Annotated in this window: 13 protein-coding genes and 1 pseudogene; 10 read left to right on the top strand and 4 right to left on the bottom strand. The window is 72.3% G+C overall.

Annotated elements, in window-relative coordinates:
* Window positions 1–25: 25 nt before the first annotated feature.
* Both BS83_RS09800 and BS83_RS09795 read right to left on the bottom strand, forming a co-directional pair.
* Window positions 26–2,335: a WD40 repeat domain-containing protein gene (locus tag BS83_RS09800; protein WP_051942886.1), complete on the bottom strand. Its 2,310-nt coding sequence runs from the start codon at window positions 2,333–2,335 to the stop codon at window positions 26–28.
* Window positions 2,335–2,883, bottom strand: coding sequence for a hypothetical protein (locus BS83_RS09795; RefSeq protein ID WP_037603439.1), 549 nt, complete (start codon window positions 2,881–2,883; stop codon window positions 2,335–2,337). The genes BS83_RS09800 and BS83_RS09795 overlap by 1 nt, the downstream gene beginning before the upstream one ends.
* 289 nt (window positions 2,884–3,172) lie before the next feature.
* Between BS83_RS09795 and BS83_RS09790 the strand changes: the two genes are divergently transcribed.
* The 3 genes from BS83_RS09790 (at window position 3,173) to BS83_RS09780 (ending at window position 6,557) form a co-directional block, all read left to right on the top strand.
* On the top strand, window positions 3,173–3,892 hold the full coding sequence (locus tag BS83_RS09790) for a GntR family transcriptional regulator (RefSeq protein ID WP_037603438.1): 720 nt from the start codon (window positions 3,173–3,175) through the stop codon (window positions 3,890–3,892).
* Window positions 3,893–3,948: 56 nt separating this feature from the next.
* Window positions 3,949–4,953, top strand: a complete 1,005-nt coding sequence (locus BS83_RS09785; protein WP_198035200.1) for a CehA/McbA family metallohydrolase — start codon at window positions 3,949–3,951, stop codon at window positions 4,951–4,953.
* A 263-nt stretch (window positions 4,954–5,216) separates the two neighbouring features.
* Window positions 5,217–6,557, top strand: a complete 1,341-nt coding sequence (locus BS83_RS09780; RefSeq protein ID WP_084713290.1) for a ricin-type beta-trefoil lectin domain protein — start codon at window positions 5,217–5,219, stop codon at window positions 6,555–6,557.
* A gap of 91 nt (window positions 6,558–6,648) precedes the next feature.
* On the opposite strand, the gene BS83_RS09775 is transcribed toward BS83_RS09780, so the two are convergent.
* Complete coding sequence (locus tag BS83_RS09775; protein ID WP_084713288.1) at window positions 6,649–8,259, bottom strand: DEAD/DEAH box helicase; 1,611 nt, start codon at window positions 8,257–8,259, stop codon at window positions 6,649–6,651.
* 276 nt (window positions 8,260–8,535) lie between these two features.
* Entirely contained in the window at window positions 8,536–8,739 is a 204-nt protein-coding gene (locus BS83_RS09770) for a cold-shock protein (RefSeq protein WP_037603436.1), read from the bottom strand.
* Between the two features lie 342 nt (window positions 8,740–9,081).
* Here BS83_RS09770 and BS83_RS09765 point away from each other — a divergent pair, with 342 nt between their 5' ends.
* The 7 genes and pseudogenes from BS83_RS09765 (at window position 9,082) to BS83_RS09735 (ending at window position 14,709) form a co-directional block, all read left to right on the top strand.
* A complete protein-coding gene (locus BS83_RS09765; protein WP_037603435.1) occupies window positions 9,082–9,465 on the top strand; it encodes a hypothetical protein in 384 nt (127 codons plus the stop codon).
* Between the two features lie 133 nt (window positions 9,466–9,598).
* Window positions 9,599–10,525, top strand: a pseudogene (locus BS83_RS48860) (sensor histidine kinase); the annotation flags it as partial.
* 415 nt (window positions 10,526–10,940) lie between these two features.
* A complete protein-coding gene (locus tag BS83_RS48855) occupies window positions 10,941–11,342 on the top strand; it encodes a roadblock/LC7 domain-containing protein (protein ID WP_037603433.1) in 402 nt (133 codons plus the stop codon).
* The gene (locus BS83_RS48850; protein WP_037603432.1) at window positions 11,339–11,734 is read left to right on the top strand and encodes a DUF742 domain-containing protein; all 396 of its coding nucleotides are present in this window, start codon (window positions 11,339–11,341) and stop codon (window positions 11,732–11,734) included. Before BS83_RS48855 ends, BS83_RS48850 begins: the two co-directional genes overlap by 4 nt.
* Before the next feature lie 31 nt (window positions 11,735–11,765).
* Window positions 11,766–12,329: a GTP-binding protein gene (locus BS83_RS09745; RefSeq protein ID WP_037608573.1), complete on the top strand. Its 564-nt coding sequence runs from the start codon at window positions 11,766–11,768 to the stop codon at window positions 12,327–12,329.
* A gap of 53 nt (window positions 12,330–12,382) precedes the next feature.
* Window positions 12,383–13,621, top strand: coding sequence for a styrene monooxygenase/indole monooxygenase family protein (locus BS83_RS09740; RefSeq protein ID WP_037603431.1), 1,239 nt, complete (start codon window positions 12,383–12,385; stop codon window positions 13,619–13,621).
* A 203-nt stretch (window positions 13,622–13,824) separates the two neighbouring features.
* A complete protein-coding gene (locus BS83_RS09735; protein ID WP_157597103.1) occupies window positions 13,825–14,709 on the top strand; it encodes a hypothetical protein in 885 nt (294 codons plus the stop codon).
* Window positions 14,710–14,762: the final 53 nt, after the last annotated feature.

Below are 14,762 nucleotides of genomic sequence, written 5' to 3'. Positions count from 1 at the left end.
CCCGCCACGGTGAGGACGAGCCGGTTCAGGACGAGGCGGGTGCGGGTGGCGAGGGCGTGGGCCGGAGGCCGGGCCGCGTCATCGGGGTCAGGACGGCGACCTCCCAACCGAAGGCCACCACCAGCCGGCCATGCGGGGTGAGTTTCAGCGCGTGGACGGGGCCAGGAAAGGCCTGGGGATGCCCGACGGGGTGACCGGTGGTCAGGTCCCAGACCCGCACGGTCCCGTTCCGGCTGCCTGCGACGGCGACCGGACGGCCGTGCGCCGCTCCCGTCGTCACCGCGAGTATCTCGTCGGTCTCGCTGGTGAGGAGGGTGCGGAGGGGGCGGCCGGCGCCGAGGTCCCACATGCGCACCGTCCCGTCCGGGCCCCCGGTCACGGCGACCGGGCCGCCGTCCACCACCGCGGTCGCCACCACCATCGGCGTCGCCCTGACCAAGCCGATGACGCCGGTGAGCGGTTCGCCGACCTGGCGTCCGGTGGCCAGGTCCCAGACCCGGACCGTCGTGTCCCAGCTCCCGGTGACCGCGACGGGGCGACCGCGCACCACTGCGGTCGCCACCGACCCCACCGCGCCGTAGTGGCCGGTGAAGGGCGGAGAGGCCGGGCGTCCGGTGGTCAGGTCCCACACCCGTACCGTCCCGTCCCTACCACCGGCGAGGGCCACCGGCGTTCCCGCCGGCAGCGTCGTCGCCAGTGACCGGACCGGTCCGGTGTGGCCGTCGAGGGGCTCCCCGAAGGGTGCGCCGGTGGCCAGGTCCCACACCAGGACGGTTCCCTCCCAGCGGCTGGTGAGGACGACCGTGCGGCCGTCCACCTCGGCGGTGGCCAGCGCCTGCACGACCTGGGGGTGGCGGACGGGCTCGCCGACGGGCCGGCCGGTGGCCAGGTCCCACACCCGCACCACCCCGTCCCGGCTGCTGGTGACCGCGACGGTGCGGCCGCCGACCACCGCGTCGGCGACGGCTCGCCCGACGTCGGTGTGACCGATGCGCGGGGCGCCGACGGGGCGACCGGGCGTCAGGTCCCAGACGCGCACTTCTCCGTCCTCGTTGCCGCCGGTGACCACGACCTGACGACCGTTCACCTCCGCGGTGGCCGCCGCCCACACCCCGTCGACATGGCCGGCCATCGGTCCGCCGACGGGGCGCCCGGTGGCGAGGTCCCACACCCGCACCCTCCCGTCCCGGCCACCACCGACCACGACAGGACGACCTCGCACCGACCCGGTGGCCAAGGCCTGCGCCCCGTCGGGGTCGCCGGTGAGGGGTTCGCTGAACGGGCGCCCGGTGGTGAGACCCCACGTCCGCACCGTCCCGTCCCGGCCCCCGCTGACAGCCACCGGACAACCGTCCACCACCGCAGTGGCCAAAGCCCACACCCCGGCGCTGTGACCGGTCAGCGGTTCGCCCACCGGGAGACCGGTGACCGGGTCCCACACCTGCAAGGTCCCGTCCCAGTTGCCGGCGACGGCGACCGGGCGGCCGTCCACGATCCCCGTCGCCAGCGCCTCCACCGGGCCGTGGCCGCGGGAGAGGGGCTCGCCGGCCGGGCGGCCTGTGTTCAGGTCCCAGACCCTCACGGTCCCGTCCCGGCTGCCGCTGACGCCGAGCGGGCGCCCGTCCGACACCATGGTCGCCACCGCTGTGACGACTTCGGTGTGGCCCGTGAGGGGTGCGCTGACGGGGCGTCCGGTGGTCAGGTCCCAGATCTGTACGGCTCCGTCCCGGCTGCCGCCGAAGACGACCGGGCAGCCCCGCACCGCGGCTGTCGCGATCGCGCAGACCTCGCCGTCCTGGCCGTCCTGGCCGATCAGGAGTTCGCCGATGGGACGCCCGGCGGCCAGGTCCCACACCCGCACCGTGCGGTCGTCGCTGCTGCAGGTGACGGCGACCGTGCGGCCCCCGAGCATCCCCGTCGCCACCTGCCGTACGCGCTCGGTGTGGCCGATCAGCGCCCGGAGGAAGCGGTGGTCGACCGTGCTGCCGGTGGCCCAGGCCACCTCCCATCGTCCGTCCGCACCGTCGTCGACCGGCACGGCGGTGATCCGCGCCGACAGCTCCGGTGCCCCGTAGCGGGCGGCGTCCAGCGCCAGCAGCTGCCGACGCACCCCTGGGTCCGCCTCCCGGTGCAGGTGCGCCGACGCCCGGTACACCGCTGACGCCAGCCGCTCGGTCGGCCCGGTGGCGGCATCCAGGCGGTCGAGCACCGCCTCGGGGTCGGCGTGCACCAGGAACGCCGGATCAAGGAGGTTCGCGTCCACGGCGCCGGCTTCAGGGTCGGAACCCTCGACGCCCGGGTTGTCGGACCGGCCGTGCACGCTCTCACCCGTCATCAGCGCATCAGTCCCTCAAGGCCCCGCTCGGCGGAGCGGCAGCGGTGAAGGCGACGCTGCGCCGGTCGCCACAGGGCCCCGGCCAGGGCGAGCACGAGCGGGACCTGGCAGGCCTGCTGCAGCACCGGAGGGCCGGGGACGCCGCCGCGCTCGGCCGAAGCCAGCCCACGCGGGTCGACGGTCACCTCGTAGGTGCCACCCACCGCCCAGTGCCAGGCGCCGGGAGCGCCGCCCCGGACCGGGTCCAACGGTGGGCCGTCGAGGACGGAGACGGTGTAGACCTCGGTGGACCCGCCGCTCATGCCGTCCGAGATCTCCCCGATCCCCAGCACCGTGACGTGTTCGACGCGACCGTGCGTGTGCAACGCCTGCTGGTCCAGCTCGGACCTCTGGAGGACCAGCACCGCCAGCAGACACAGCACGCCCAGGATCCACCGCACGGAGAAGAAGCGACCGGGAAGGCAGCAGGCGCCGAGGAGCACCAGCACGCCCAGGAGATCGATCCACTCGGCATGCCGGAAGAAGGAGGTCCGTGCGACCAGGCGCACGACCGCCCATAATCCGCACGCGCCCGCGGCGCTCGCCGCGGCGGTACCCAGCCGTCGGACGAGCGTCCCTGCCGTGGGGCGCCGTGGGCCCGATCGGCTCCGTACGGCGTTCGCTTCGTCCGTGCCCATGCCGGTCTCCGTCCTCCACGAGGTTCTGGCTCCACAAGGTAGAGATTGTTCAACGATCCATCAAGAGGTCATCCCCATGAGTCCGGGCATTCTGATCCCCTTGATTCCCCTGCCGGGCAGATGGGGGTAGCTTTTGTTCAACGAAAGTCGAGGAGGACGGATGAGCGCCAGCGCACCCAGCCCGTGGGTTGCCGGACTGGAGAGGGACAAAGACCTGCTCGGTCGCGGCAGCACCGCCGAGCGGGTGGCCGGCGTGCTTCGCCGGCGAGTGACCGAGGGTGACATCCCGCCCGGAACACGGCTGTCCGAGGAAGCCGTCGGGACGGCCCTTGGCGTGTCCCGCAACACCCTGCGCGAGGCCTTCCGGCTGCTCACCCATGAGCGGCTGCTGGAACACGAGTTGAACCGGGGCGTCTTCGTGCGGACCTTGAACGGCGAGGACGTGGCAGAGCTGTACCGGCTGCGGCGACTGGTGGAGGGCGCGGCCGTACGGGAGGTGGCCGGCGCCCCCGACCGGACGATCGAGGAGATCCGCGCAGCCGTGGAGGAGGGCGAGCAGGCGGCAGCCGAGCAGCGCTGGCCCGATGTCGCCACCGCCGATCTGCACTTCCACCACGGCATCGTCCGGCTGTCCGGATCACCGCGCCTGGCGGACTTCATGCTCCGCGTCCACGCCGAACTGCGCCTGGCCTTCCACGCCATGGGCGACCCCTGGCGCTTCCACGCGCCCTACCTCACCCGCAACCGCGAACTCCTGACCGCCCTGGAGGCCCGGGACGCCCAGCAGTCAGAACTCCTGCTCTCGGTCTACCTCGCCGACGCCGAACGACAACTGCTGCGGGCCTTCGCCGACCGTGAGCCGCTTCCGTCCCCGGACTGATGCGACGAGGCGGCATGGAACCGCGTGATCCGCCGGTGCGTTCGCTCGAAAGGCGAATGAGGGGGAGCACCTTGTCGATCCCGGGATTCCCGCCCGTGCGGGCACGAGGGCGTGGGGCGGGCTGGTACCGCGGGGACTGCCATGTTCACTCGGTGCACTCGGACGGAGAGCTCACACCCGGCGAGCTGGCACATCGGGCGCGCACCGCCGGGCTCGACTTCATCGCGACCACCGAGCACAACGCCGCCGCAGCCCCTGGGGTGTGGGAGCAACCGGCGGGGGACGACCTCTTGATCGTCCTCGGTGAGGAAGTGACGACGAAGACCGGGCACTGGCTCGCCCTCGGAATCGAACCCGGACAGGTCGTCGACTGGAACCACCAGGCCGACGACGGGCTGATCGACGAGTGCACCGATCAGGTCCACGGAGTGGGAGGCCTGTGCGTGGCCGCGCACCCGCATGCGCCCTACCCCTCCGGGGACTTCATGTTCCCCCTCCAGAGCTTCGACGCGGTCGAGGTGTGGAACGGTCTGTGGAACTCGGACCGGCCGTGGAACGCCGACAACGAGGCCACCCTGGCGGAGTGGGGGCGGAGCCTCGCGGCGGACATCCGGGCGGGCGCGTGGAGGTCCGCGGTGGGCAACAGCGACACCCATCTGGAAGGGCAGATCGGCGTTCCCCACACCGTGGTCTTCGCCGAGGAGCTGAGCACACGGGCGATCCTGGCGGGACTGCGGGCCGGCCGCTGCTGGATCGCAGGGTCGCGCGAGGTGGACGTGTCGTTCACCGCCGCCGTCGACGGCCGCGGCGCCGGGGTCGGGGAACGGCTCTCGACGCATGGCAGGCAGGTCGGGGTGCGGGCGGAGATCCGTGGCGTCCCGTCGGGGGCGGTGAGCTTCCACACCGATCGCGGCATGGTCCACGGCGGGTCCGTTCCCGCCGGCGGGGCAGGCGTGGTGGAGTGGCACACGTCGGTGCGGGACTCGGCGTTCGTCCGCCTTGAGGTTCGCCGTGCCGACGGGCACGTCGTCGCGTTGACCAACCCCGTCATCCTGGTCTGACCCGAGGCCTCGAACCCGTCGCGCCTCGGTGACGGTCCGCCACTTCCCGTTCAGGGGAAAGGGCGGACTGTGTTCAAGAGTTCACGGCGCGTCGCAGCGGCGACCTGGTTTGACCACAGGTGTTGACGTGAGCGGGTCAGCACGGGACAGTCTTCGGTGAACCGCGGAGACGCGGCGCATCCCTCAGTGGCGGCACGCTCCACGGCGTCACTGCGCGCGTGATCACGGCTGTCCTCCCACCCCCCACGAACAGGGAGCCGTAGATGATCTGTGCACCCCCACGCCCGCGCGCCCGGTGGCGCGCCCGGCTCATGGTCAGGCTGACGACGGCGGTCCTCGCCGTCTTCGGGCTGCTGCTCGCCTTCCCCGCCGACGTCGGGGCGGTGAGCGTGCCGGGCGCGCCCGCCGGTTGGACCACGGTGTTCAGCGACGACTTCTCCGGCGGGTCGGGCAGCGCGCCCAACGCGTCGAAGTGGATGTTCGACACCGGCCCCGGATCCAACTTCGGCACCGGCGAGATCGAGACCATGACGAACTCCTCCGCCAACGTCCACCTGGACGGCAGCGGCCACCTGGACATCACCGCCCTCAACAACGGCGGGAACTGGACCTCGGGAAGGATCCAGACCACCAGCGCCAACGTCGGAGCCCCGGCCGGCGGCAAACTGCAGGTCACCGCGTCGATCCAGCAGCCGAACCCGGGCTCGGGACTCGGCTACTGGCCCGCGTTCTGGATGCTCGGCCCGGGGCAGTGGCCCGAGAACGGCGAGATCGACATCATGGAGGACGTCAACGCCCGCTCCCAGGTGGCGGGGACGATCCACTGCGGCACCTACCCCGGCGGGCCCTGCAACGAGGGCAACGGGATCGGCAGCGGCCTGCAGAACTGCTCGGGCTGCCAGACCGGTTTCCACACCTACTCGATGATCCTCGACCGGACCAACGCCTCCGCCGAGTCGGTCACCTTCTACCTCGACGGCGCGCAGTACTTCTCGGTGACGGAGGCACAGGTCGGCACCGCCACCTGGCAGCAGGCCTTCGACCACAACCTGTCCATCATCTTCGACCTGGCCATGGGCGGCGGCTTCCCCAACGGCGTGTGCGGCTGCACCACGCCGACCTCCGCCACCAGCTCCGGTGCGACGATGAGCGTCGGCTACGTCGCCGCGTACACCACCACCGGCAGCGGTGGTGGCGGCGGGGGCGGGGGCGGCGGTGGAGGCGGTGGCGGAGCGGTGGTCGGCTACAACGGGCTCTGCCTGGACGACCGCGCGGCGAGCACGGCCAACTTCAACCCGGTCCAGGTCTACACCTGCAACGGCACCCCGGCGCAGCAGTGGACCTTCGTCCAGGCCGGGACGACCCTGCACGTGCTCGGGAAGTGCCTCGACATCAACGGTGGTGGGACGGCGAACGGCACCACCGTCGACCTCTACGACTGCAACAACACTGCGGCCCAGGTGTGGATCCCGCAGTCGAACGGGTCGCTCTACAACCCGCAGTCCAACAAGTGCCTGGACGACACGGGTTACGGCGGGTCCGGCACCCAGGTCCAGATCTGGGACTGCGCCGGCACCGCCAACCAGCACTGGACCCTGCCGTGAGCGTGGTCCGCTAGCCAGGACGCCGAAGAGGGAGGCCCCGCTCGCGGGGCCTCCCTCCGTTGTCAGGCGTCTGCTACTGCGCCCCGGCCGGTCAGGCCTGACCGCGCGTGCCGAAGCGGCGACCCGCACCGCCGGCCCGGCCGCCCTGGCCGGCGCTGCGGCCGGAACCCTGCCCCGCACCACGGCCGCCGCCCTGCCCGCGGCCGAAGCCGCCGCCCTGGCGCTGGCCCTGCTGGGCCTGGCTCTGCTGGCCCCGGGCCACACTGGACGGCTTGCGGCGCGGACGGCCGGAGCCCGAGCCCGCCGCGCGCTGCGCCGGCTCCGCGGCCGGCGCGGTGATGGTCACCGGGATGCCCGAGGGGCGCTGCGCGCCCGTGATCCGGGTCAGCTCGGCCTCGCCGGAGCGGACCTGGGTGGTCTGCGGCGTGATGCCGGCGTGGCGCATCAGCTGCACCATGTCGCGCCGCTGCTCCGGCAGGACCAGGGTCACGACTATGCCGGACGCGCCCGCGCGGGCGGTGCGGCCGCCGCGGTGCAGGTAGTCCTTGTGGTCGGTCGGCGGGTCGACGTTCACGACCAGGTCGAGGTCGTCCACGTGGATGCCGCGGGCCGCCACGTTGGTGGCCACCAGCGTGGTGACGTGCCCGGACTTGAACTGCTCCAGGGTCCGGGTGCGCTGCGGCTGGGACTTGCCGCCGTGCAGCGCGCCGGCGCGGACGCCGCTGGCCAGGAGGTCCTTGGTGAACCTGTCCACGGCCCGCTTGGTGTCAAGGAACATGATCACCTGGCCGTCGCGGGCGGCGATCTCGGTCGCGGTGACGAACTTGTCGGGGCCGTGCACGTGCAGGACGTGGTGCTCCATGGTGGTCACCGCGCCGGCCGAAGGGTCGACCGAGTGCACGATCGGGTCCTCCAGGTAGCTGCGGACCAGCAGGTCGACGTTGCGGTCGAGCGTGGCGGAGAACAGCATCCGCTGACCGCCGGGGCGGACCTGGTCCAGCAGCTGGGTGATCTGCGGCATGAAGCCCATGTCCGCCATCTGGTCGGCCTCGTCCAGGACGGTGATGCCGACCCGGTCCAGGCGGCAGTCGCCGCGCTGGATGAGGTCCTTCAGCCGGCCCGGCGTCGCGATGACGATCTCCGCGCCGCCGCGCAGCGCGGCGGCCTGGCGGCCGATCGACAGGCCGCCGACGACGGTGGCCAGGCGCAGCCGCAGCGGCTTCGCGTAGGGGGTCAGCGCGTCGGTGACCTGCTGGGCCAGTTCCCGGGTCGGGACCAGGACCAGGCCGAGCGGCTGCTTCGGCTCGGCGCGCCGGCCGGCGGTCCTCGCCAGCAGGGCCAGGCCGAAGGCGAGTGTCTTGCCGGAGCCGGTACGGCCGCGGCCGAGCACGTCGCGGCCCGCGAGCGAGTTCGGCAGGGTCGCGGCCTGGATCGGGAAGGGGGTGGTGACGCCCTCGGCGGCCAGCGCCTGCAGCAGCGCGGCGGGCAGCTCGAGCTCGGCGAACTCGGAGACGGGCGGCAGGCCGGGGTTGACCGGCTCCGGCACGGTGAACTCGGCCGGCTTGGCCGGGGCGGTCCGGGCGGGGCCGCTGCGGCGTGCGCCGGGGCGACCGGCTCCGGCGGCCTTGCCCGCTCCGGCGCCGACCCCGGTGCGGGGGCGGGACCTGAACGAGCGCTCATTCCTGTTGGGCGTGCGGTTCATCGCGAACCTTCCTTTTCGGGCACGTCGGGACGCTTTCCGGCGGTGGAACCGCACAGGCGTCCGGAAACACGAGCCCAGGGCAGGCAGGAACGAGCCGGGCGCGTTGATTTCAGTGGGGGCGGGACGGGGATCGCACTCGGTCGGAGGGCGACATCACTCCTGCGTCGGACTCGGTCCGGCCCCAGGGAAGAACAGGTGGTGCGAGAGGTGCGAGAAAACAAACGAGCCGGGGCCCGCACCCAAGGTGCGGGCCCCAGCGACGTCGGACGCTCGGCGTCAGGCGGGAACGATGTTCTCGGCCTGCGGGCCCTTCTGGCCCTGCGTGACGTCGAAGCTGACCTTCTGGCCCTCGAGGAGCTCGCGGAAGCCCTGAGCGTTGATGTTCGAGTAGTGGGCGAAGACGTCGGGGCCGCCGCCGTCCTGCTCGATGAAGCCGAAGCCCTTTTCCGCGTTGAACCACTTCACGGTACCGGTAGCCATGTCATATCTCCTTCGGGGCAGTGCCCGGCGTCCGCACTGTGCGGTCGCCGTGTCGCCGCGATGATTAACCCGTCCGGAATGACACCGGTCACACATAAAGCGCGCTCGCCGGGAAATCTCCCGGCAGGAGCGCTGAAGTCTTCTTGGGAACCACAACTGCAACTGAGATCAACGCTAGCACGTCGGCCCCCGAAGCGGCGGGCAGGACGATCATCGCGGGTCGGCGCGCCGCGTCCGCGGACGACCGGGGGCGGTGTCTGCGACCTCGGGGAGCCCGCCCGCACCGAGGTTCTTCGGTCCCGCCGCTCGGCTGGTGATCGGTGGCGGCGATAGCCTGTCCCCATGTCTCACCCCGATGAGCTCCTCGTCGCGATCGCTGCCCTGGTGGAGACCGAAGGCAGCAACCAGATGCCCCTCACGGTGGTCGTTCCCGGAGCGGTGATCACCGGCCGGCTGGCCGCCGAGTCGGTCTGGCGGAAGCGGGTCGCGGAGGTCCTGGAGACCTCCGAGCACCTCGGCCCCTTCGCCGCCCTCTTCCTGCCCCCCGACGACCCGACCGGCCCGGAGCCGGCCGACCGCCGGGAGTCGCCCACCCACCTGCACCTGCACCTGGCCCGCATCCTGCAGGGCAGCTACGGCCTGCCGCACACCGGCGGCATGTACCGCATCACGATCGACCAGATCAGCAGCTGGACCGTCGGCGACCTGAGCTACTCCGACCAGTGAGGCGACCGGGTCGGCGGCCGTTCGGCGACCCGTCAGCAACCCCTGCTCCGCCTGCGATCTGACGACGAGTCGTCAACTGGGGGTGGAATCCCGAATCATCCATATGATGTGATGGATGTGACAGAAGATTCCAATGCGCCTGCTGCTGCGCGAACTGTGGGGTTTCGTGTCCACATCCAACGCCCTGGCGGCTGTGGCTCTGACGGTTGCTCTGGCACTGCTCGTCCTGGTGCTCCGTGGCCGAAGAGCCCTCGCGCGACAGCGGACGACGCTTCAGGCCGGCCACGATGAGCTGCGGAGAGCCCTCGCCGAGCTCGAACGGGCCCACTGGCAGACGCAGGACCACAACGTGCGGCTGGTCAAGGAGCGCGACGAGCTGGCCGACGCACTGCGCCACAGCCGCACCCAGGGTGCGGAGGTGCTGGCCAACCTCGCGCTGCGGTCCCTCGTCCTGGTCGAACGCCAACTCGGCGGCCTGGAGGGCATGGAGGCGGTCGAGCAGGACTCGCTCCGGCTCGACGAGCTCTACCAGCTCGACCACCTGGCCACCCGGATGCGACGCAACAGCGAGAACATGCTGCTGCTGGCCGGCGGTGACCACCACCGCCAGGCGCGTCCCGTCGAGCCCGCGCCGCTGCTGGACGTGCTGCGCGCCGCCCTCTCCGAGATCGAGCGCTACGAGCGGGTGCACCTGACCGCGCTGCCCCCGCTGTGGGTGCGCCCCGAGCTCGCCGACGACCTCAGCCACCTCTTCGCCGAACTGCTGGACAACGGCACCGCGTTCTCGCCGCCCACCGAGGCGGTCACGGTGACGGCCTGGCACCTGGACAGCGGCGAACTGATGGTCTCGGTGGCGGACCGCGGCATCGGCATGACCGACCAGGTACTGCGGGAGGCCAACGCGCACCTCGCGGCCGGACACGCCGCCGAGGCGCAGGACGGCGTCGGCGCGGGCAGCGGACGCTCCCTCGGCCTGCGGGTGGTCAGCCTGCTGGCGCACCGTCACGGCCTGCGCGTCCAGCTGCGGCAGAGCCCCAACGCCGACGGTGTCACCGCGCTCGTCGCGCTGCCCGCCTCCGTCCTCTCCGCGGCGCCGGCCGAACCCCAGCCCGACCAGGTCCGCAGGCCCGCGGCCCGCGCCCACGTCGGGCCGAGGGCGGAACGGCCGCGCACCGGCCCGATGCTGACCGCCGTCCCCGGCGCGCGCTCGGCGGCGGGGCTGACGGGAGCCCGTTCGGCCACGACCGGGCTGCCCAAGCGCGTACCCGGCGAGAGCGGCCAGTTGGCCCGCCCGGCCCACCCGGCCGGGGGCGACCCCGGCGCCGCGACCCACGAGGCCGAGCAGGCCGCTCCGAACGGTTCCACCGACAGCAACGGCGGAGCCGCCTCCGCCGCCGACGAACTGCGCCGCCGCCTCGGCGGCTTCCAGAACGGACTGCGCGCGGCCGCCCCCCGCGCGGCGAGGAGGGCAAGGCATGACCGAGGCGAACCCGCAGCAGCGGCTCCGCTGGCTGCTCGGCGACGTGCTGATGGGCACACCCGGGCTGCGCGCGCTCGCACTCGTCTCGACGGACGGCCTGCCCCTGGTCGCCGTCGACGAGCACTGCCCCGTCGAGGAGCTGGCCACCCTCGTGGCCGGCATCAACGGCCTGGCCGGCGGCCTCACCGCGCTGCTCGAACTCGGCGGGCTCAAGCGGACGGTGGTCACCCTGGACGAGGGCACGCTGGTGCTCATGTCCGTGGACGCGACCGCCTGCCTGGCCGCCTACACCAGCGCCGACTGCGACCTCAGCGTGGCGGCCTTCCAGATGGCCCGGCTGGTCGAACAGGCCGGTCACGTCCTGACCCCGCACGTCCGACAGGAGGCGACCCGGTGATCCCTGCGACGCGATCGCTGCGGGTGCGCCCGTACGCCCTCACCGGCGGCCGGACCAGGTTCGGCCAGGTCCTGCTCGTCGAGACGCTGATCTCCGCGGTCGACGTGCGGCCGGGCCTCGGCAGCCCGCTCTCGCCGGTGCTGCCCGAGCTGGAGCGGATCTGCGCCCTGTGCCAGGGTCAGATGCGGTCCATCGCCGAGGTGTCGGCCCTGCTCAAGCTGCCCCTCGGGGTCGTCAGGGTCTGGGTCAGCGACCTGATCGACGCCGGCCGGATCCGGGTGCACGGCGCGTCCGTCTCGGTCCGCGCCGGCGGCTCGCCGATCGGCGTGCCCGCGCGCCCCAACCGCGTCGTGCTGGAGCGAATCCTCGGAGGCCTGCGTGATCTCGCCTGACGTCAGAACCACGGGCGAGCTCACTCCCGGCATCCCGCTGACGGAACTGCCCGTCACCTCCGCGAAGATCGTGATCGCGGGCGGCTTCGGCGTCGGCAAGACCACCATGGTCGGCTCGGTCTCGGAGATCACCCCGCTGCGCACCGAGGCCGTGATGACGGACGCGGGCAGCGACACCGACCCGCTCGCCTTCGGCAGCGGCAAGACCACCACCACCGTGGCCATGGACTTCGGCCGCCTGCACCTCGCCGACGACCTGGTGCTCTACCTCTTCGGGGCGCCCGGCCAGCGCCGCTTCTGGTTCATGTGGGACGACCTGGCCCGCGGCGCGGTCGGCGCCGTCGTGCTCGTCGACACCCGGCAGCTGGCGGACGCCTTCCCCGCCGTCGACTACTTCGAGAGCAGCGGGCTGCCCTTCATCGTCGCGGTGAACCAGTTCGACGGCGCCCCCGACCACGAGGACGACGACATCAGGGACGCGCTGAGCCTGGACCCTGCCGTCCCGCTGCTGCGGTGCGACGCCAGGTCGCGGCCCTCCTCGGCGCTCACGCTCGCCGCCCTGGTCCAGCACACCCTCGCCACCGAGGCGTTCTGACGGTCTGATATACACCCGCAGGAATCCCGCACCACGACCCACAGGAGCGCAAGTTGGCCAGGATACTCATCGTTGGCGCCGGCCAGGCCGGTCTGCAGCTGGCCCTCGGCCTGCAGAGCGACGGCCACGACGTCACGGTGATGACGGACCGGACCCCGGACGAGGTCCGTGGCGGCCGCGTGCTGTCCACCCAGTGCATGTTCGACACCGCGCTGCAGCACGAGCGTGACCTCGGCCTGAACCTGTGGGACGCGGAGGCCCCCAGGATCCAGGGCCTGGGCGTCTCGGTGAGCGGCCCCGAGGCGGCCCGGGTGATCGACTGGGTCGGCCGTCTGGACGGCGCCGCGCAGTCGGTCGACCAGCGCCTGAAGATGCCCGGCTGGCTGGAGCTCTTCGCCGAGCGCGGCGGCAAGGTGGTCGTCAACGGCGTCACCGTCTCCGACCTCGACGTCCTGGTGCGCGGCTACGACCTCACCGTCGTCGCGGCGGGCAAGGGCGAGCTGGTCTCGATGTTCGCGCGCGACGCCGAGCGTTCGCCGTACACGGCCCCGCAGCGCGCCCTGGCCGTCTCCTACGTGCACGGGCTCGCGCCGCGTCCCGAGCACGACTACCCCGCCGTGCGGTGCAACCTGGTGCCGGGCGTCGGCGAGCTGTTCGTGATCCCGGCGCTGACCCTGTCGGGACCGTGCGACATCCTCTTCTGGGAGGGCATCCCCGGCGGTCCGCTCGACGTCTTCGAGCCCGCGCTGGAGCCGGAGGAGCAGCTGCGTCGCACGCTCGACCTGATGCGTGCCTACACCCCGTGGGAGTACGATCGCACCCGCGGCGGCGTCGAACTCACCGACGAGCGGGCCACACTGGCCGGCCGCTACGCCCCGACCGTGCGCCGGCCCGTGGGCGAGCTGCCGGGCGGCGGCGTGGTGCTCGGTGTCGCGGACGTGGTCGTGGCCAACGACCCGATCACCGGCCAGGGCTCCAACACCGCGTCCAAGTGCGCGGCGAGCTACCTGGCCTCGATCCGCGCCCACGTGGACGGCCCCTTCGACCGCGCCTTCATGGAGTCGGCGTTCGACGCCTTCTGGACCGGCACGGCCAGTGACGTCACGGCCTGGACCAACGCGATGCTGGCCCCGCCGCCGGAGCACGTCCTCCAGCTGATCGGCGCGGCCGGCGAGATCCAGCCGGTGGCGGACCGCTTCGCGAACGGCTTCGACAACCCGTCGGACTTCCCCAACTGGTTCTTCACCCCGGAAGCCGCGGGCGCCTACCTGGGCTCCTTCAGCCAGGCCTGAGCCTCGTCCGGACCCGCCGGAGGCCGGAGGACCTGTTCGCCGTCGTGCGCCAGGTCCCCGGCCTCCGGACGGCCGGGACCCTGCCGACCCGACATCACCCGCATCGCTCAACGAAAATACTGACAAATCATCACATACTGGGTGAGCGGGGGTCTCGGCTACGGAAGGTGTGGACTGTGATCAAGAGGCTCACGATTGCTGCGGTGACGTCATTGGCCGTGGCAGGCGCGGTCACCTGTGCGAGTGCCGCGAGTGCGAGCGGGGCCGTGAGGGCCGGCGGCGCCGGCTGCACGGGCACGCTCACGAGCCCGGGTGTGCTGGCCGGCACCTATCAGGGAAACGTCGTGGTCACCGGCTTCTGCGTGGTGAACGGTGGACCGGCGCTGGTTCGGGGCAACCTCACCCTCGCGCCCGGCGCCGCGCTCAACGCCACCTTCGCCCGCAACGACGTCAGCGGCAAGGGCGCCTCCAGCCTGACGGTGAACGGGAACGTGACTGTGCTGAAGGGCGCGGTCCTCGGGATGGGGTGCGAGCCGAACGCGTCCCCCTGTTCGGACGACCCGAACGCCGGGACCGGCGGGACGCTCACGGGCAAGAACCACGTCCGGGGCAACGTGACCGGCCGGGACGCCCTCGCGGTCATCATGCACGCGAGTCGAGTCGACGGGAACGTCACCCAGGACGGCGGCGGTGGCGGTCTCAGCTGCGACGTGCCGACCACCGGGATCTTCTCGCTGCTCGGGTCCCCGGTCTTCAGCGACTACGAGGACAACACCGTCCGGGGGAACCTCTCCATCACCTCGCTCAAGAGCTGCTGGATGGGAGCGCTGCGCAACACCGTGCACGGGAACCTCGTGAACGACGGCAACACCTTCGCCGACCCCGATGCCGAGGAAGCCACCTCCAACACCGTCAGGGGAAACATCTCCTGCTTCGCGAACACCCCCGCCGTCCAGTACGGCGACGCGGCCAACGGCCGGCCGAACAGGGTCTCGGGCTCGGCCTCCGGGCAGTGCGGCTTCGACGTGAAGGAGCCCAACCCGGCCCCTGCCGGGCCGCTGACGCCGATCTCGGTGCGCGCCCACTGACCGCAGCGCACCTCGCCGACGTGCGACGGAACCCCCCGAGGGTTCCGTCGCGT

The sequence above is a fragment of the Streptacidiphilus rugosus AM-16 genome, assembly GCF_000744655.1.
GTDB classification, from domain to species: Bacteria; Actinomycetota; Actinomycetes; order Streptomycetales; family Streptomycetaceae; genus Streptacidiphilus; species Streptacidiphilus rugosus.
The sequence above is the reverse complement of the archived record's forward strand: the minus strand, read 5'-3'. Positions and strand labels throughout refer to the sequence as shown.